20 protein-coding genes and 1 pseudogene are annotated in these 16,538 nt (G+C 62.2%); 12 read left to right on the forward strand and 9 right to left on the reverse strand.

Features of this window, described 5'->3' with window-relative positions; all coding sequences use genetic code 11:
* Window positions 1-238: 238 nt before the first annotated feature.
* On the reverse strand, window positions 239-478 hold the full coding sequence (locus ACSU1G_RS26115; protein ID WP_439283139.1) for a toxin: 240 nt from the start codon (window positions 476-478) through the stop codon (window positions 239-241).
* The gene (locus ACSU1G_RS26120; protein ID WP_439283140.1) at window positions 475-738 is read right to left on the reverse strand and encodes a ribbon-helix-helix protein, CopG family; all 264 of its coding nucleotides are present in this window, start codon (window positions 736-738) and stop codon (window positions 475-477) included. Before ACSU1G_RS26120 ends, ACSU1G_RS26115 begins: the two co-directional genes overlap by 4 nt.
* 161 nt (window positions 739-899) lie before the next feature.
* On the opposite strand from ACSU1G_RS26120, the gene ACSU1G_RS26125 reads away from it, so the two are divergent.
* From ACSU1G_RS26125 to ACSU1G_RS26135, 3 genes are all read left to right on the forward strand, one after another.
* A complete protein-coding gene (locus tag ACSU1G_RS26125; protein WP_439283142.1) occupies window positions 900-1,451 on the forward strand; it encodes a hypothetical protein in 552 nt (183 codons plus the stop codon).
* Window positions 1,452-1,566: 115 nt separating this feature from the next.
* A complete protein-coding gene (locus ACSU1G_RS26130; RefSeq protein ID WP_439283144.1) occupies window positions 1,567-1,932 on the forward strand; it encodes a GrpB family protein in 366 nt (121 codons plus the stop codon).
* Window positions 1,872-2,075 (forward strand): GrpB family protein, encoded by a 204-nt coding sequence (locus ACSU1G_RS26135; protein WP_439283632.1) that lies wholly within the window; start codon window positions 1,872-1,874, stop codon window positions 2,073-2,075. Before ACSU1G_RS26130 ends, ACSU1G_RS26135 begins: the two co-directional genes overlap by 61 nt.
* Before the next feature lie 216 nt (window positions 2,076-2,291).
* Here ACSU1G_RS26135 and ACSU1G_RS26140 read toward each other — a convergent pair whose 3' ends face one another.
* Together ACSU1G_RS26140 and ACSU1G_RS26145 are read right to left on the reverse strand one after the other, a co-directional pair.
* Window positions 2,292-2,858, reverse strand: a complete 567-nt coding sequence (locus tag ACSU1G_RS26140) for an RNA polymerase sigma factor (RefSeq protein WP_439283146.1) — start codon at window positions 2,856-2,858, stop codon at window positions 2,292-2,294.
* A 2-nt stretch (window positions 2,859-2,860) separates the two neighbouring features.
* Entirely contained in the window at window positions 2,861-3,460 is a 600-nt protein-coding gene (locus ACSU1G_RS26145; protein ID WP_439283148.1) for a hypothetical protein, read from the reverse strand.
* A gap of 282 nt (window positions 3,461-3,742) precedes the next feature.
* Here ACSU1G_RS26145 and ACSU1G_RS26150 point away from each other — a divergent pair, with 282 nt between their 5' ends.
* Entirely contained in the window at window positions 3,743-3,949 is a 207-nt protein-coding gene (locus ACSU1G_RS26150; RefSeq protein WP_439283150.1) for a hypothetical protein, read from the forward strand.
* 176 nt (window positions 3,950-4,125) lie between these two features.
* Here ACSU1G_RS26150 and ACSU1G_RS26155 read toward each other — a convergent pair whose 3' ends face one another.
* Together ACSU1G_RS26155 and ACSU1G_RS26160 are read right to left on the reverse strand one after the other, a co-directional pair.
* Window positions 4,126-4,476, reverse strand: coding sequence for a GntR family transcriptional regulator (locus ACSU1G_RS26155; RefSeq protein WP_439283151.1), 351 nt, complete (start codon window positions 4,474-4,476; stop codon window positions 4,126-4,128).
* Between the two features lies 1 nt (window position 4,477).
* Complete coding sequence (locus ACSU1G_RS26160) at window positions 4,478-5,143, reverse strand: hypothetical protein (protein WP_439283153.1); 666 nt, start codon at window positions 5,141-5,143, stop codon at window positions 4,478-4,480.
* Window positions 5,144-5,551: 408 nt separating this feature from the next.
* Between ACSU1G_RS26160 and ACSU1G_RS26165 the strand changes: the two genes are divergently transcribed.
* Window positions 5,552-5,896, forward strand: a complete 345-nt coding sequence (locus ACSU1G_RS26165; RefSeq protein WP_439283155.1) for an HIT domain-containing protein — start codon at window positions 5,552-5,554, stop codon at window positions 5,894-5,896.
* Between the two features lie 267 nt (window positions 5,897-6,163).
* Here the strand turns inward: ACSU1G_RS26165 and ACSU1G_RS26170 are convergent, their stop codons facing one another.
* Window positions 6,164-6,646, reverse strand: coding sequence for a GNAT family N-acetyltransferase (locus ACSU1G_RS26170; protein ID WP_439283156.1), 483 nt, complete (start codon window positions 6,644-6,646; stop codon window positions 6,164-6,166).
* 285 nt (window positions 6,647-6,931) lie between these two features.
* On the opposite strand from ACSU1G_RS26170, the pseudogene ACSU1G_RS26175 reads away from it, so the two are divergent.
* The 3 genes and pseudogenes from ACSU1G_RS26175 to ACSU1G_RS26185 all read left to right on the forward strand — a co-directional run.
* A pseudogene (locus ACSU1G_RS26175) lies at window positions 6,932-7,135 on the forward strand (MerR family DNA-binding transcriptional regulator); the annotation flags it as partial.
* Window positions 7,136-7,456: 321 nt separating this feature from the next.
* Window positions 7,457-8,044, forward strand: coding sequence for a hypothetical protein (locus tag ACSU1G_RS26180; protein ID WP_439283648.1), 588 nt, complete (start codon window positions 7,457-7,459; stop codon window positions 8,042-8,044).
* Complete coding sequence (locus ACSU1G_RS26185) at window positions 8,041-9,252, forward strand: MFS transporter (RefSeq protein ID WP_439283158.1); 1,212 nt, start codon at window positions 8,041-8,043, stop codon at window positions 9,250-9,252. The genes ACSU1G_RS26180 and ACSU1G_RS26185 overlap by 4 nt, the downstream gene beginning before the upstream one ends.
* A 135-nt stretch (window positions 9,253-9,387) precedes the next feature.
* Here ACSU1G_RS26185 and ACSU1G_RS26190 read toward each other — a convergent pair whose 3' ends face one another.
* Complete coding sequence (locus tag ACSU1G_RS26190) at window positions 9,388-10,068, reverse strand: HAD family hydrolase (protein ID WP_439283160.1); 681 nt, start codon at window positions 10,066-10,068, stop codon at window positions 9,388-9,390.
* A 99-nt stretch (window positions 10,069-10,167) separates the two neighbouring features.
* Between ACSU1G_RS26190 and ACSU1G_RS26195 the strand changes: the two genes are divergently transcribed.
* The 4 genes from ACSU1G_RS26195 to ACSU1G_RS26210 all read left to right on the forward strand — a co-directional run bounded on the left by ACSU1G_RS26195 (window position 10,168) and on the right by ACSU1G_RS26210 (window position 15,534).
* On the forward strand, window positions 10,168-10,689 hold the full coding sequence (locus ACSU1G_RS26195) for a GNAT family N-acetyltransferase (protein ID WP_439283162.1): 522 nt from the start codon (window positions 10,168-10,170) through the stop codon (window positions 10,687-10,689).
* A 392-nt stretch (window positions 10,690-11,081) separates the two neighbouring features.
* Window positions 11,082-11,993, forward strand: coding sequence for a phosphotransferase (locus tag ACSU1G_RS26200; RefSeq protein WP_439283164.1), 912 nt, complete (start codon window positions 11,082-11,084; stop codon window positions 11,991-11,993).
* Window positions 11,994-13,642: 1,649 nt separating this feature from the next.
* Window positions 13,643-14,875 carry a histidine kinase gene (locus ACSU1G_RS26205; RefSeq protein ID WP_439283166.1) on the forward strand — a complete coding sequence of 411 codons (1,233 nt, stop codon included), beginning with the start codon at window positions 13,643-13,645 and terminating at the stop codon, window positions 14,873-14,875.
* Entirely contained in the window at window positions 14,872-15,534 is a 663-nt protein-coding gene (locus ACSU1G_RS26210; RefSeq protein WP_439283168.1) for a response regulator, read from the forward strand. Before ACSU1G_RS26205 ends, ACSU1G_RS26210 begins: the two co-directional genes overlap by 4 nt.
* Here ACSU1G_RS26210 and ACSU1G_RS26215 read toward each other — a convergent pair.
* Window positions 15,466-16,335 (reverse strand): CPBP family glutamic-type intramembrane protease, encoded by an 870-nt coding sequence (locus ACSU1G_RS26215; protein ID WP_439283170.1) that lies wholly within the window; start codon window positions 16,333-16,335, stop codon window positions 15,466-15,468. The two genes, ACSU1G_RS26210 and ACSU1G_RS26215, sit on opposite strands and share 69 nt — an antisense overlap.
* Window positions 16,336-16,538: the final 203 nt, after the last annotated feature.

The raw sequence follows: 16,538 nt of genomic DNA on the forward strand, positions 1-16,538 counted from the left end.
CGGCAAGCCGCTCTGGGGCGTTTGACCCCGATCGAATTCGAGACCATCATGAACACGACCGTCGCCCTCGCGGCGTGACTAGAAACTGTCACCTAACCGTGCAGCAGTCCCAAAGGCACGCCGCGCTGCGTGTCTCATAACCTGGGTGTCGCGTAACCCATGGGTTACGAGACACCCAGGTTACGAGACAGGTTGGTCGGGACTGCTGCACGGGAGTGCCGCCCGTCCGGTTCCGTGGTTATGGCAGAAGTTCGAGCATCTGCGGTCTGGCGTTCATGGCGTGAATGATGAGCTCGTTACCGCTGTCGAACACGAGAACAACTGTCTCGAGCAACCGGCCATGTGTGTCGAATCCCAGTCGAAGCTCACGGGCAGGCGATTCGTCGTCAAGGCTCACGATCCAGGTCGGCCACGATGCCGCTTGAATGGAATCTTCGGATGAAACACCGTGCCTGAGCGCGGAGTCGTGAACCTTCACGCCGCGTACATCGCCAGCGCTTCGCGAATGAGCTCCGAACGGGTCTTGTGCTGTCGCTCGGCTGCCATGTCTATCGCGGTGAGCTCCTCGATCGTGAGGCGCAAGGCGACGACCTGTGAGGGTTGTGCACCACGGCCGGGTCGACCGCGACCGCGCCTCTTCAACGCTCCAATGTCGTAGCCGGCCTCTGCCTCAGCTGACCACTCGGCGATCTGTTCTTCAGTGACGGGCACGCCGTTGATTGTTTCTTCTGCTCCCATGTATTTAGTGTATTACGAAAATCACGCCAAGTCACCAGGCCTGGATCCAATGGAGTCGACGATGACGAGCCGTCTCGCATCCCATGGGTTGCGACACAGCAGATACCGAGGCTGTCGGACGGCTGTCGGAGTATCTCAGGGAGCGCGGCCATACTGGCCCCATGAGATTGGTGATGCGTGCAGCCCTGGCCTTGGCCGCGTTGGGTGTCATCGCATCGGTGTCGGGGTGCTCGAGTGCGTCAGATCCTGTCGAGCCTGCCATGTCGCGTCAACTGGACGCCGCAGAAAGTGTCGTCTACGGCGTCATGACTGACCCCACTGCGAGCGCGCCGACGCCCGAAGCGCTCCTTGGCCTACTGTCCGCTGCCGCCGTCCGCTGGGACGCAGAGGAAGATGCGCCCTCCTTCTCCGAGGATGAGGGGACGCCGGTCCTTTACAATATTCAGGTGGGCGCTGGCGATGAAGATGGGGCCTTCGACCTATTCGTCGCGTCAGGGATCGACAAGCATCTTTCGAGACCGGGATGGTTCGATTCCAGGCCGAGTCGGGTCTACACCTGTTATCGGATCGAGGTTTCTTTTGAGGCTGGAACTCTTTCCGACTTCCGTCGGAGTCATGATTACGGTGAGGATCAACTTGCGTGCCCCCCGAAGCTCGTGAGCGTGCTCGGCGATGGTGCCCAGTATCGAGAGCCGTGGATGTTCGACGGGTGACGGACACTCTGAGCGCAGCCTGCCAAGTGTCTCGTAACTCCGGTGTCTCTTAACCCATGGGTTTCGAGACACCGAGGTTACGAGACACTCAGTTGATTTCTGCGAAACTCGTCGGATGGCATCCGACGAGTGCGTAACTCTCGTCGCCAGTGAGCACGAAGCGTGGGCGCGAAAGGCCGCTGAGATGACGGTCGAAATCCTAGAGCACCTACCTCACGCCAAGATCGAGCACATTGGATCCACGTCTGTTCCAGGGCTACCGGCGAAGCCGGTCGTCGATCTAGCGGTCGGCATGGCTGCGGATGAGATCGTGCTTGCTGGTCACGAGCTAGCGCGCCTCGGGTTCGACCTTGAGGAAAACGAGCCGACCACGCATGGCTCAGCTATCCGGATCGCTCCGCTCGGTTATTCGTCATCCACATCTTCGAGTTTCAAGGTGAGGAATGGAACAAGCGGCTGCGCTTCCGCGACATCCTGCTGACGAAAAAGAAGAGCCGGGAGAGATACCTCGCCGTCAAACGGGAGGCGGCAGCATTGGCGGATGGATGGGGCGAGTACACCAGAGCGAAATTATCTGTCGTGTCCGAAATCCTCGCGAACGACTCGTTCGACCGAACCTGCTGAGAACTGAACGTCTCGAAACGCATGGGCTATGCGACACCCTGGTTACGAGACACATCGCCAGCTTCGCTGCTTGAGATCGCATAGCACCACCATTCAGGAGGGTTGGCGGTCTGCGCTGTCGGCGTTCGACGGAACGGAGCATCCGCTGACGAGTGAGGTCAGATCGATTGTCAGTGTTGGCGGAAGCAGGAGGTCGGTGGGCTGGGGGTGAAACATTCAGGTCTCGCTTTCCACAGGTTCGGTAGACAGGCCGTTGTTCGCAAGCGTCGGGTCGAGTGCGTTTCGAAGGAACTCTCTTGCCTTCGCCAGCCGCGATCGCGCCGTCGAAGCGTTGAGGCCGAGGATCGCTGCAGCTTCGTGGGAGGCGAAACCATCCCAGTAAGTCAGGCGTACGAGTTCGGCGTCGACAGTCGGTAGAGCATCGATCGCTGCTCGAATCTCGACAGCAGCGCCCATACTCATGCCCGCCGAGGCAGACGTCGTCATTTCCGACGCGAGACGCTCCACGGCCGCAGATCGTCGAACGCGCGTCCGCCGCGAGTTGAGCATGACATTGCGGGCCGAAGCAAAGAGCCACATTCGCGCCTCGGTCGAGTCGACGGGCACCTTGCGACGAAGTTTCCAAGCAAAATACAACACCTCTCCGAACGCCTCGGCGGCATCTGCGCCGTTGGCTAAACGGCGCTGGAGGTACCGCAGTAAGTCGTCTTCGTTAGCGCGGACGAGTTCGTCAAAACGGGCGTGTTCGGCAGCGGACGTTGCGTCGTGATTCCGACCAACCATTATCAGTTGCAGTTCTCGGATTGACTCGAAAGGCTCACTTCGTGCCCCGGGGTCATCTCATACCCCTCCGCAAGCAGTTCGTTGAACAGCGCCTTTGCAACCAACTCATGCACAGCTTGCTGTGTGAGTTCGGCATCGCTCAACTCAATACGCACGAGATCGCCATATTCGTTCGGCACAGGGTCCGCAGCGGCCATGTCGGCTTTGAGCTCGGCCGCCTGCTTCGTTGTGTCCAGGCTTTCGAGGTCGAGATTTCTGACGAACTCCTGCGCATCCTGAACCAGCGGGTCGTCGGCTGCCAGCCCTTCCCACTGCACACGGATACCTTGGAAACACGCAGACCCATCGGTGCTGTTCGCGATGAACACATTGTCCGCGAACCATCCCCACGGGGTCTCATATCCATCGCCGGCGGTCGCGATCGAACCGCCCCCGACGACCAGAGCGGCCACCGCCACGCTTCCAGCCCAGATACGGGAGCGGCGCGTCCGACGTCGCCGCACATCGCTGAGGATGCGCTCACGATGCACAGCAAGTCCCACGACCGGTGTCACCGGCGGCGCGGAGTCGCGTAACAACGTTTCGAACTCAGTGTCATTCATCGGAGAGCCTCTCTCGAACTCGTACCTCTACTAAGTACATGTCCGCAGCATGAGAGATTGTCCAACAACGGCAGAAGAAGTTCTGCGACCTGAACGTGTGCAAATGAATCGACGGCTTCTCAACTGTTTCGAAACCCATGGGTTGCGAAACACCGAGGTTACGAGACAGCCGGTCTAAGTCGGTGCCGTCTCGTCAAACTCCTCGTTAAGGGCGGCATCTGAGGGACTGATGGGATACGTATCGGGATTGAGCCTCGAGCGAGGGCATGCCATCCTGGAAGCATGTGGCTCTACTATCTGGCGAAGATTCGTTGGTTCATATGGGCGCTGTGCGCGATCCTCGTGGGCGTGGGGATCTTTAGCCTGAGCCAGGGTGTGATGCAGGGTTGGATCCCCATAGCAATCGGCATCGGGCAATCTGTCGTTCAGATCTACATAAACAGAGAAGCGCGACGCCCTGACGTGAATCCGCTCGACACCATCGGATAGCTGTCGATGTCCGAAGTCGTCGACACTTCTGTCCGAAGTCCTCAACACTCGTGTGTGTCAGCCGAACTCGCGGGTGGGCAGCTGTCTCCTATCCCATGGGTTTCGAGACACCGAGGTTATGAGACACATCCGCGAGCCCAGCGCGCCTCGTTCGCGAGGTCGGTTTCCGGGTGTTGCTAGTTCGGCCAGACCGCTCGTAGCAGGCGGATGGCCTCGTCCAGGGAAGCTCCCTCGGACGTGCTGATATCTGCTAGGTGACGCGCTGCTTCGATTACTGGACGTGGAGTGGTGCTGGCCTTCGCGCTGACTCGTGTGCTGCCGCCCGCGCGTGCGTCTACATAGCCGTCTGCGTCGAGCGCTCGATATGCCTTGGCGACGGTGCCTGGCGCGACGCCGAGGTCCCGTGCGAGCTGTCGCACGGAGGGCAGCTTTTCGCCGGCTCCCATTCGCCCGGCCGCGATCAATCCTCCGATCTGTTCGCGGATCTGATCAGCGGGTGGCGTAGACCCCCGAAGCTCGATCTCCATGTCAGGCCGCGCTTACTCGCCGGCGTGCCGGACGCCGCACGCTACTGAGCACGATCTCGAACCAGCATGCGAATCCGAGGATCGATGCCATCACACCCATTGCCCAGAGCAGGGGGCCGAAGGCAGCGAACGGCGCGATGATCGGAATGATGTCCTCGCCTTGAAAAATGCCAACGCTGCTTGTCCCGGTATACCCGAGGAAACTCAAGACAGCGCCGAGGTGCAAGAGCAGACCGCCGACGAGGACGCCCATCACGTTTCGAGTGCGTTCCTTCCGAACTGCAGTGTCCTGGAGGGTGTCGGCAGCCAGCGGCGGACGAGCGATCAGACCGAGCGCGAGGAGTGCGGCTCCTGCAAACAGCACGAGAGCGACGAGGCTAGGGAGCGAGTAGTACCAGCCGTAGATCAGGACATGGATCTCAGCCGCACCAGATTCCATCGCAAATAGGCGGTAACGCCCGCCCTCGTCCGGGCTGGATACACGGCCGGCCGCAATGCTGAGTACGACGATTGCCGCGATGAGGGAGCCAGCGAGAATGAGCCACCACCGGTGCACGAAGCTGAATGCGGTTCGCCGCGCAAGCTGCGCAGATCCTCTTGACCCATGGCCGAGCAATGGCAGCGTCATTACGAGAACACCGGCGAGGCCGGAAACGAGCGGGACCACGTATTTCCAATCGCCTGGCACCCATGCCAATGGCAAGGGAGAAGTCATAGCTGAGTACGCGGTGTTCCCGCTCAGTTCGACGATCAGAGCGCCGAGAAGTGCGATGCCGACGCCAACGAAGGTGAAACCTCGTACGTTCCAAGAGATTCCAGTCGCTCCTCTGGGTGGGCGAAGGCCGACCCAGACCAAGGCAAGGACGAGACCGATAACTGGAGCTATTGTCACGAGCATTTCCACTCCTTCATCCGTATCATTCGATTGATACAGATGACTGTACCACTCAGATGCTACGGAGCCCGCGACATCGACATCACCACAGCGTCCAGCACTGTTGCCGTCTCTTATCCGATGGGATATGACACGCAGGAGTAATGAGACAGGCTCGGTCTGGGTCGTAGGCTCGTCCGTGTGGCGCAGTACTCCGGGGACGACTTCTATTGCGACGTGGCGATGCCTCGACGCGAACCGCTACAGGTGGTGTTCGAGGACCGCGATGTGCTTGCGTTTCATCACACGCGACCGTTCTGGCCGGTGCATATTGTGGTGGTCCCCAAGGCCCACGTGGATTCGCTGCTGACGCTAGAGGACTCCGGTCTCGCTTCCAGATTGTTGGAGGTTGTCCAGTCGGTCGCTGCGGATGTCGTCGCCCGTCACGGCAAGGCAAGCGTCATGACGAACCTCGGCGACTATCAGGACTCGAAGCACCTGCATGTACACGTTCATGCGGGTCGGCCGCTCAGATCAGTTTCTTGATCCAAGCGAACATGGCGTGGAGGGCTCCGGCTCCCCGGCACCGGGGCCAGCTCGCGGGGAGCCTAATCAAGAGCGGGTCAGAGTTGCGACACCGTCAGTCCCGTCCCCTCTCGTATCGCATGGGTTATGCGACACCGAGGTTACGAGACACGTTGGGTGGAGCCCAACGTGCCAGGTGGGAAAGCACGAGCACCTGTCGCTTCTCCGTGCCACACCCCACTGAACACCATCGTTTGGAGTCCTGAGTTTCTCGCCCTCTGAGGGTCCTTAAGGACGTCGGCTGAGAGAGATCGGGCCGCCGCCTTCGAAGCCCATTTCGCGATAGAGCGGCGCGGACGCAGAGCTTGCGTGTAAATCTACGACGCCGGCATCGCGCTCCTCGAACCAGCCAAGAAGTTGAGCAACCGCAGCTCGCGCGAATCCCCGGCGGCGCATTCGAGGCTCGGTGGTTACCCACTCCACATATCCGGAAGTCGTTCCGCGTCGGCGGGGGCTAGGAAGGGTCGTTTGGAGGCGGCCGACTGCGACAGCGACGATATCGCCAGCGATCGAGGGATGCTCGATAACGAACGCCATAACGTCGTCTCCGAGACGTTCCAAAAGCGCTGTCTCCGCAGCTCGCACCCAAGTGGGGTTGGCTGGCGGCCGCGCGCCGGCGTACTCCTCAGCCATCTCGGAGTACATTCCCTCGACGAGACGGATGATGCCGGCGACGTCTCGAGGTCTCGCGGGCCGGGCAATCGAAGGCATGTGGTCAACCCTAGTTCTGTCCGCCCAAGGCCAGCGGAGCTGGCAACGTCGATCGCACTATAGCTGTGTCTCAAAACCCTAGCGATACGAGGCGTCTCATCGGTGCTGGGTGCTGGACCAAGCGCAGTGACGGCTGTCTTGCATCCCATGCGTTTCGAGACACTTAGGTTACGAGACACTGCGGACCAGGGCCCGTAGCCGATGCCGCTGGTTATCGTGGGCACTTGAAGGCCGTTTGCTGCTGTTGCTTGACCTTCAGTCAGGGTGAACGTTGATGATGGTTCCATGGTGGAGTTCCGAGAGCCCGGCGATGTCCAGCTGCGTGTCAGCAGGCGCTCGTTGCAAACGATCAGCGCGTTCGCTCAAGCAGTTGGACTCAGCGCCAGCGCGCTTCGGCAGTATGGCGAGAATGGGCTGCTCGTGCCTGCTGAAATCGAGGAACGAACGGGCTATCGCTACTACGCCCAGGATCAGCAACAGCGCGCGATCTGGATTCGACGTTTGCGGGACGCTGGTCTGAGCCTGGAACGCATCAGGATCGTTCTCGAAGGCGATGCCGTCGGCGCAGCGAGCGTACTGGACGAGTGGTTGACGGATGCTCACGAGCGGTCTGCTGCGGCTGAAGAGTTGGTCAGAGATCTCAAGCTCAGCCTGCGGGCTCGCGTTGACCGGAACCCCACACGACGCACTTGCGTCCGATTCGATGCCATGGTTCTCGAGTCCGCGATCCGTCAGGTTCTGTCTGCGTCAGGTAACGGGGACGCCGACTTCGATGGTGTGCTGATTGACGTTGCATCCGATTCCGTGGCCGTGACTGCGACCGACCGCTACATCCTGATGGGTCGAATGGATATCGCAACGGATATCGATGGGCCCCCTGCCAGGGTGCGGTTCAATCCCACTCCAGCGCTTGACTGGCTTCGCGCTCGTCGACACGTTGAGCTCGTTATCGAGGCTCCGATCGGTCGCGATCATCCTGCGGTTGAAGCCCGCGTCGAACTCCGAGATTCTCAAGGTGAGACGTTCGCGCTGAGTCCGGAGCCGGACCGATTCCCGAGTGTCCATCAACTTCGCCTCGAAGACTCAGATGTGTCAAGCAGAGTTCTCTTCAAGCGAGAGGACGTTCGCGGTCTCGTAACGTCTGCTGAGAGTCAGAGTGTGGTGCTGACGTCAGATGGCAGTGAGAGCCTGTTGGCGTTGGAGAACCGGAACATCTCGGGGTTCGCTAGCGGCGCGCCCGCGTCCCTCGAACTCTCGGCATCGGCGCTGGCGCGTATCGCCGATGCTGCAGTCGGGTCCGAGCTCGTCTGCGATATCGGCGAGCCGAACGAGGCAATCGCGTGGTGTTCACCAAGTCAGCCAGACTTCATCGCGCTGGTCATGCCGCGGCACTCATGACCCGACCCACAGTGCCGACAGGTTTCAACGCTTGGGTAGCTGCGACTGTCGGCTCAGAACTCGGATCTGGCGTTCTCGCCTTTGCTTTGACGTGGGTGGCATCCGGATACGGACCGAACGTCGCCGCGGCTGTGCTCACTCTGACGGTTGCTCCGTCCGTGCTTCTGGGGCTGCTCGGCGGGGCTGTCGCAGATCGGTTCGGGCCACGTCGAATGATGATCCTCTGCACACTCGCGCTGATGATGCTCAGTGCGTGCCTCGCGATTGCCGTCACGCTCTGGGCGACGCCACCAGTGTTGCTGATGATCACCGCAGCACTCATCGGGACAGTCTCTGCATTTCACCGCCCCGCCGCGGGCGTGTTTCCTCGTCTGTTCGTCGCGGACAACACACTCGGCGCGGCCATGGCACGCGTCGGGATGGCAAGCCAGCTCGCACGCACAATCGCCCCGCCGCTCGGTGGATTACTCATCGGCATCATCGCGCTGAGCGGAGTCGCCCTGCTCGATGTCCTCGGATGCGTTGCCATGCTGGTGACACTGCTGATGATCCGCCCACCGATTGAGCACGTGACTGCGCCGCAGGCGGTCACATTCCGTGGCATCGCGAGCGGCATCACGACCGCAAGAACCACCAAGGGCGTGCCGGCGCTCCTGGCCTGCGTCGCGATCGTCGCAGGGGCAGTCATCCCCGCCGTCCTGCTCGGAATCCCTCTCGCCGCACGAGAGCGCGGCTGGAGTGCAACGGAGGCCGGTGTGATCGAAGCCGGATGGATCGCGGGCGGCCTGCTGTGTGGCGCGTGGTTCGCCTGGCGAGGCACCGCCTCCCGAGCCTGGCGCCCCATGGCTGCTGGGCCACTCGTCGTTGCCGCCGGACTTGGACTACTCGCGATCTCCCCGACCTGGCCCATCGCCGCGGCAAGCACAACCCTCGTCGGCATCGGTGTCGTCATCTTCACCGCGCACGTCTTCCCGACCTACGTGCTCCTTGCCCCGGCATCGATGATCTCAAGATTCCAAAGCCTGCTGATACTCGTCCAACAAGCACCCCAACTCATCATCAACCCCCTCATCGGAATCCTCGTCGCCGCAACCGGAACAGGCCCGATGCTCGCAGCGTCAGCGGTAGTCGCGATACTCGCATCCGTGGTCGTCGCCTCGGACAAGACCCTGCGAACTTTCACCACGACATCCGCTTCAGCCAAATAGCGCTCTTCCGGCATGCGTCGGCGTCTCGCATCCCATGGGATGCGAGACACCGAGGTTACGAGACACCTCAATCGGCTCGCAGGGGGGCCAGTTGATGCCGCGATCTGGCACCTCTCTGCGCGGTTATTCCCTTCGTTAGCGATAGTCGACATTGAGATCGAGCGCCGACGCCAGGCCGTCAGCGCTTTCCCGGTAGCGCTCGATTAGCTTTGCGCTCATGCCAGCTGCGATCGCTCCCGCGACGTCCTGTTGAGGGTTGTCGCCGACGAACAAGCACTCGGCAGGTGTGACTCCGAGTCGTTGCGCCAGGGTTTTGAAGGCGCGCGGATCCGGTTTCTGCACGCCGATTGCCTCGGAGACGCAGACGACGTCGACTGATTCGTACAAACCAATCGTTCTCAGTTTCTCTAGCTGCTGTTCCTCGTTGCCGTTGGTCAGGATTCCCAGTCGAAACCCCTGGCTCCGCAATGAAGTGAGGACGTCGACCGCATCAGGGAAGGCCCTCCACGCCGCTTGATATTCGCGGAGATATTCCTCGAACAGTTCGTCGAGGAAAACCGGGTTGTCTTCGATGGCTACGCCGAGCGCAGGCAGCACCGTCTGTAGTCTGCGGCGTCGTTGCTCTTGGAAGCTGATCTGCCCGGTGCGCCATCGCTCGAATTCCGCGTCCTCCGCCGAGAACCACAGTTCCCGCGCGTCGTCCGACGGAAGTGCGCCAATGAGCCGTAGAAAAGCGTCCACCGCGTCCGTCGCTGAGCCACGGTGGTCGAATAGCGTCCCATCAAGGTCAAATCCCACCGCCCGAATCTCCGCCACGTCCCCAACCGTATCCGACGTCGGAATCGCGTCTGGCTGCCTCCAATAGTGCGGTGTGCGGATGGCTGTTCCAGTGACTGTCGATATAGAGTCCTGTCTGTGAACGCATCAGTGCCGCGAATGCACGACAGGTTCTCCGTAGGTCTGCTGAACTTACACGTCCTCGCTCTCGACGACGCTGATGAGCTTCACCGGCTGATCTTCTCCGATCCTGCAACGCATACGATCGGGACCGGCCCATTCTCGGACATCGCCCAGACTCACGAATGGCTTGCGCGACGGCAAGTACGGCGTGAACAACACGGTGTGACCTGGTATGCCGCGCGTGCGGCGGATTGCACATTGGTCGGCATAACTGGACTCTCCTTCGGCAGAACAGGTTCCGAACCCGAGTTCGGCTTCGAGATTCGCCATCAGTTTCAGAGCCAGGGCAACGGCAGTGCCCTAGCGGCCGCCGTCGTTGCCGAAGCGCACCGTGCAGGGTTCGTCAGAGTTTGGGCTACCGTGCGGCCCCGGAACTTGCCATCACTGCGGGCTCTCGACAGGGTTGGATTCGTCCGCGACAGGATAGACGCCGACGACCGCGGCGACCTTGTCTACCTACGCCACGAGATCGGTTGAGCCGGCGTTGGACCGTATCCGGGCTGGGCAATACGCAAGTCACGATTACGCCGGGTCGCCATTCGGTTACACGCGCCGCAGCGTCGCCGGTCATTGCCTAGCGCGGGATCGTCGGGAGAACGAGCAGCGACGATGTGATGCGGCGCGCAGGTTGCGGCCTGTGTCGAAACCTATGCGTTACGAGACGGAGAGGTTACGAGACACCGACCGTGAGCGTGTGGTTGTCGGCTGCTCGCCGATTTCGTGCCATGGGAGACATTGTTGCTGTCCTCTGCCTATGACATGCGGTCCCTGCTGCGTCACCAGTCTTCCTCCGAGCAAGCGCGAGTACGGAGCCACGCGAATGCCCCCAAGTACGACCGATTGGAGCCAACCTCAGTAGGTTGCTTTATATGGCTGAGTTGCAGGACGACACCGACATCACCGCGAGCCTCATCCGCGATCTGCTGCGAGACCAGCATGCAGACCTAGCTGAGTTGCCGCTGCGTGAGGTGGAGGGCGGCTGGGGTAACCAGATGTGGCGCCTCGGGGACGAGCTGGCCGTGCGGATCCAGCGCATGGATACCGACTTCGATCACCAGCTTAAGGAGCGCCGGTGGCTACCGCTGCTCGCCCCGCGATTGCCATTGCCGATCCCTGTCCCGGTGCGAAATGGTGCACCTTCCGAGCGATTCCCCAAGATCTGGACGGTTATGACGTGGGTGCCGGGCCTTCCGTTGGACCACGCGTCAATCACGCGCAGCGAGCACGCGGCGGACGCCTTGGCGGCGTTTCTCCGGGCGCTGCATGTGGCTGCCCCCGTGGATGCACCGGCTGACACGGTTCGTGGTGGGCACCCGAGTGACCTCACGAACGGCTTCGACGACTTTTTCAAATCCGTTGACGTGGACGCGATCGGCTCTGACGCGGACGCAGTTCGGGCCGTCTGGGAAGACGCCGTTGCAGCCCCCGGATGGACAGGGCCACCGGTGTGGGTGCACGGTGACCTGCATCCGGCGAACGTCGTGGTCGAAGACGGGACACTGGCGGGCGTCGTGGACTTCGGCGACCTGTTCGCCGGCGATCCGGCCGCCGACCTAGCGGCCGCCTGGCTACTACTACCGATGGGAGCGGCAGCACGCTTCTTTACCGTCTACGCCAAGGCTGACGACGCGACGATTCGGCGTGCCCGCGGGATGGCCGTACTGAAGTGCCTTTTCCTGATACTGATGGGCCAGAACGGCGATCGCGGTTTGCCCGGCGGCAAGCAGGCGTGGGGGCCGGCGGGCCGGGCGGCGCTCGACCGGGTCCTCAAGGACGTCTGACACGACTCGGCTAGTAGGTCGTAGGCATACCGGCTCTCCGGCCGGCGAATCCTCGGCGTCTTCGGCATGAGCATTAACCGGGGACAACCTCAGCCGAATACCTCCGCCACGCAGTGGTTCCGGACGACGTTAACGACTGCCATTGCGAGGCTAAGAAGTCGCTGCCGCCAGGAACGATCGTTTCGGCGGAAGTCGCGGGGCCTCCTCTTGGATGTGAACTGACAGACGCATCGCTGGCATCTGATCGCAAGATGCTGGAAAAGGTCCAGCCTTCCGGCATTGGACGCCGCGCTCCGCCCCCCGAAGTGTCTCCTATCCCTACGAATACGAGACGTCTCACCGCTAAATCGCTGGTAGGAGTGCAGTTCCTGAAACTATCCGGTGCGGCCGAGTCTCATAACTATGTGTCATAACCGATCGTGGATTCCGCAGTACTCAACCTCGGTTACGAGACACCTTGTGAAGGGTCAGCAATGTTGACGCCGCTGGCGAGAAGCCGGCGTTTGCATCAACGCCAAGGGTTGGAGATCCTCGACGCCCTCATTCCGCGTTCGAACGCGGAACCCGTACCTACATCAGCTGTGTAGGTTCCGGACCGAAGTGGCGAAAATCACGCGGTTTCCGCGCTAGTTGGCATCGATCCACTGAGCTGGGTTCCACGCAAGATGGCGAAAACCTACATTCGCATCGGCGGCACCGACTCCGGCCGCGTCTAGGTCGGGCGCTGTGGGGTCGAGACCTAGCTTGTGCGCTGAGTCGTCTCGGATGGTGTCGACGGGGAGTGGTGCAAACACGGCGACGATGCCATAGAGGGCTCGCCCCATCGGGGTCGTCGTGTCAATCATCGGCTCGGTGAGACTGAAGAGACTGAACTGCGACGTGCTGTTGCATCCGATGCCCTGGCGCCTCATCGGCGGACGAAGCCCGAGGCATTTCGCTGCACCCCGGGCTTTCCATGGCATCCTGACCTCGCCGCGCAGTACCTATCCTGGAAGCGAAGCGGACACGGGCTAGCTACTTGGTCCCGCTCGAAGCTGCCCGAGCCGCCGCCGCATCGAGAACGATGAAGAAGCGGTCACTGAAGGACTCCGCCTGTTCGTGCACCCAATCAGGATCAGCAGAATAGGTGTCGCCACGGCCCAAGTCAGGACGCCAAGCACCGTGATCGCGAGGGTGAACCCGAACGCCACCATATCGATGCCTCGCCCATCACGACAGACGGCGCCCCCGCCGACACCCCCAACTGCCGCGCGCTGGCCACCGCCGGCGACGCCGCGATCGCGAACCGCCTCCCCTGAACATGTCGAGAAACTGGCAGCAACCCCGCGCACTGATTCGTCGATACTGCCCGGCGAAGCGTCGCATTCTCCGATTCAAGCCACGGCGATGTGTCTCCTTGCGCGGGAATCTGAAGATCAGCGAGTGAGCGCCGTGTAAAGCGACGACGGGAGGTGGACAGGCGCTTCAAGAACGCCACGGACGAGGTCGCGGTGCGCTTCAGTTTCGGTGGATAGCTTCTCGGCATGTGACGTGGACCCAGAGGTACGTGGCCGCGTTCTCAAAACGCTAAGTGACGGCCTTCGGTGGCTCAGCGCGACCGAACCCGGTTGCACGCTCTAAACGCCACCGATACTGAGAGAATCGGTGGGGTGCAGACTACGCAGAAGCATCCCCAGCGACTCAGCCTCACCGAGGTCACGCCGGCCCTGGTGTTCGCAGGGATAGCGTTCGGTGGCTTACTGCTCCTGCCGCTGCTGCAGGCGGCTGATCCCGAAGCGGGTGTCGTGCCGCTCTCACCCGCAGCTTTCGGGTGGTGGGTGCTCGTCGCGGTCATCGCAGTTCAGGCCACTGCCTTGCTCCGGGCGAAACGGTCGCCGCGGCTCGTGCTGCTGGTCGTGGCATCCGCGCCGCTGGTCCTCGCGTTCACCGCGCCGGCCTCCACCTTCAATCTCACCGTCGTCGGCATCACCTTCGCTGTCTTCCTCGCTGTGCTGCGCGAGCCGCTGCGCAATCTGTCCGCGGTGATGCCAGCCACGATCGTGCTCGTGGCCTTCTCGCAGGTCGTCAACGATGTGCGTGCCGGAGCACCCTTGGACGTCGCGACGGTCGGAATGGCTGCGGTGCAGGCCCTCGTCGCCGTCGGCGGGTCACTGGTGATCGCGCTGTTCTTCGCCGCCCGCCGAGACGCGAGGGTGAGCCGCGGCAACGAGGTGCTTGCGCTGAGGCGCGAGCGAGACGCCCTCATCCAGGCGGCGGTCTCGAGGGAGCGCATGGCCATGTCGCGCGAGTTGCATGACATCGCCGCACACCACATGTCGGGTATCGCGCTGCTCTCGTCCGCCATCTACCGACAGGTCGATACCGACCCCGAGGCTGCCAAGACCTCGGCGCAGCAGGCGCGGGCTCAGAGCACGATGGCGCTCGACGATCTCAGACGGGTGATCGGCCTGCTGCGTGACGATGCCAACAGCAGTCGCACTGTCGAGACGCTGGCTTCGGTGAGCGAGCTGGTCGAGCTGCGCAAGAGTTCCGGGTTGCCGGTCGAGTACGAGGTGCGCACCGGCGAGAGGACCCTCGGGACCGGTATCGGCCCGCTCGCGCAGTTGGTCGTGTACCGCACCGTTCAGGAGGCTCTCGCCAATGTGGTCGCACACGCGCCGGGCGCGCACTGCGTGGTGATGGTCGACGACCGCGCGCCCGATGTGCTCGTGGTGCAGATCACCAACGACGGATCCCACGCACCCGACCTGGGGCCCGGAGGGGGGTTCGGCCTCGTCGGCATGCAGGAGCGCGCCGACCTCATCGGCGCCGAGCTGCAGCATGGTCTCACCGATCAACTCGGCTGGCGCGTTCGTCTGACCGTGAAGCGAGAAGCAGCATGATCCGCGTCCTCATCGCCGATGATCAGCCCCTCGTGAGAGCCGGCCTGTCGGCACTCACGAATATGGAGGCCGACCTCGAGGTGGTGGGCGAGGCCTCCGATGGCATCGAGGCGTTGGCGATGGCAAGGCAGCTGCGTCCTGATGTGGCGTGCCTCGACATCCGCATGCCCGGCCTCGACGGTATCGCCGTTGCACGTGAGCTCTGCGGGCCTGACGCCGAGCTCTCGATTCCCGTCTTGATTCTCACCACGTTCGACCTCGACGACTATGTCTTCGGGGCTTTAGAGGCCGGGGTTTCGGGCTTTCTGTTGAAGGATGCCGATCCCGATACGATCACGAAAGCCATTCGCCAGGTGGCTGTCGGCATCGGCACGATCGACCAGAGCCTCACTCGCCGCATCATGCGGGAGTTCGTGCAGCGGCGCGGCCTGCGGCCGGTGAGCACATCGCTGAGAAGCGACGTGCTCACCGGCCGTGAGCAGGAGATTCTGATGCTGCTCGCCCAGGGCATGTCCAATGAAGAGATCGCGCAGGCCCTGGTGGTCGAGCTGTCGACGGTGAAGTCGCACCTCGCGCGTATGCTGCCCAAGTTAGGTGTTCGCTCCCGCCTTCAGGCGGTCGTCTGGGCGTACCAGAACCGCTTCGTCGATCTCCCCTGACTGCTCCTTGACGTAACCGAGCCGTCCTCGCGTTGCCAGGATCACGATGGCAGCGGCAATCACTGAGCTGATCGCAAGCGCGTTGGAGGTGGCGCCGTCGCTGATCGACGGGAACATCTCGACGAAGATGCCGGACATGAAGGTGTTCACGCTGACGTGCGCCAGCATGGCGAGCGGCAGACTCTGGCCTGTGCGGTTGAATATCCATGCCATGACGACGTTGAAGCCGATGCAGAAGACGGCGAAGCTCACGGGTCGCGTCCAGTCGGCGTCGGGGTAGCCGCCCCATTCGGTGAGGAAGAGGGGCATGTGCCACAGCGCCCACATCGGGCCCAGGATGAAGGCAGAGCGCATCGGGCCGAACTTGTCCTGCAGGCGGGGCAGGGCGAAGTCTCGCCACCCCGGCTCCTCGGCGAGGCCGGTGGTGAGCATCTGGATGATGAGCATCGGGAGGTAGGCGGCGAGCACCGCCAGCGACGGCGGCACGACCTGACCGCCCGCTACCACCAGGCCGGTGAGAATCAGTGCGGCCGGGACGCCGAGCAGGGCGATGGCGTACCAGTGCCAGCGAACCCGCCAGCGCCACAGGCGGGCCCCCCACTGGCGAAGCCCGGCCACACCGCCGGTGACCCCCGTGACGATCAGGGCAGACGTGATGGGCCCCAGATAGGCGCCGGGAAGCACCCCGGCGATCATGCCGAGCTCGAAGGTGTAGTCCCAGACGCCCAGCCCGTTGTTCGAGAGGATGTAGGGCATCCACGCGATCCAGCTGAGCGCATTTGCGAGCACGAAGAAGCTCACGAGAGGATACCGCCTGATGATCCCCCTGAGGCCCCGCTGTTGTGTGACTTGTTTCATGACTCTTCCCCTCATCGATTGCCGCGGCACGAAATGGCCACATTTCGACGCTAGAAGGCACCCACTTCTGCCACGAGAGTCGAAGGGTTGCACCTCGAGAGAGCCATCGAAGGGCGCAATTTGCATCCAAAGATGTAAGCGCCACA

This window comes from Microbacterium sp. A93, assembly GCF_051842835.1.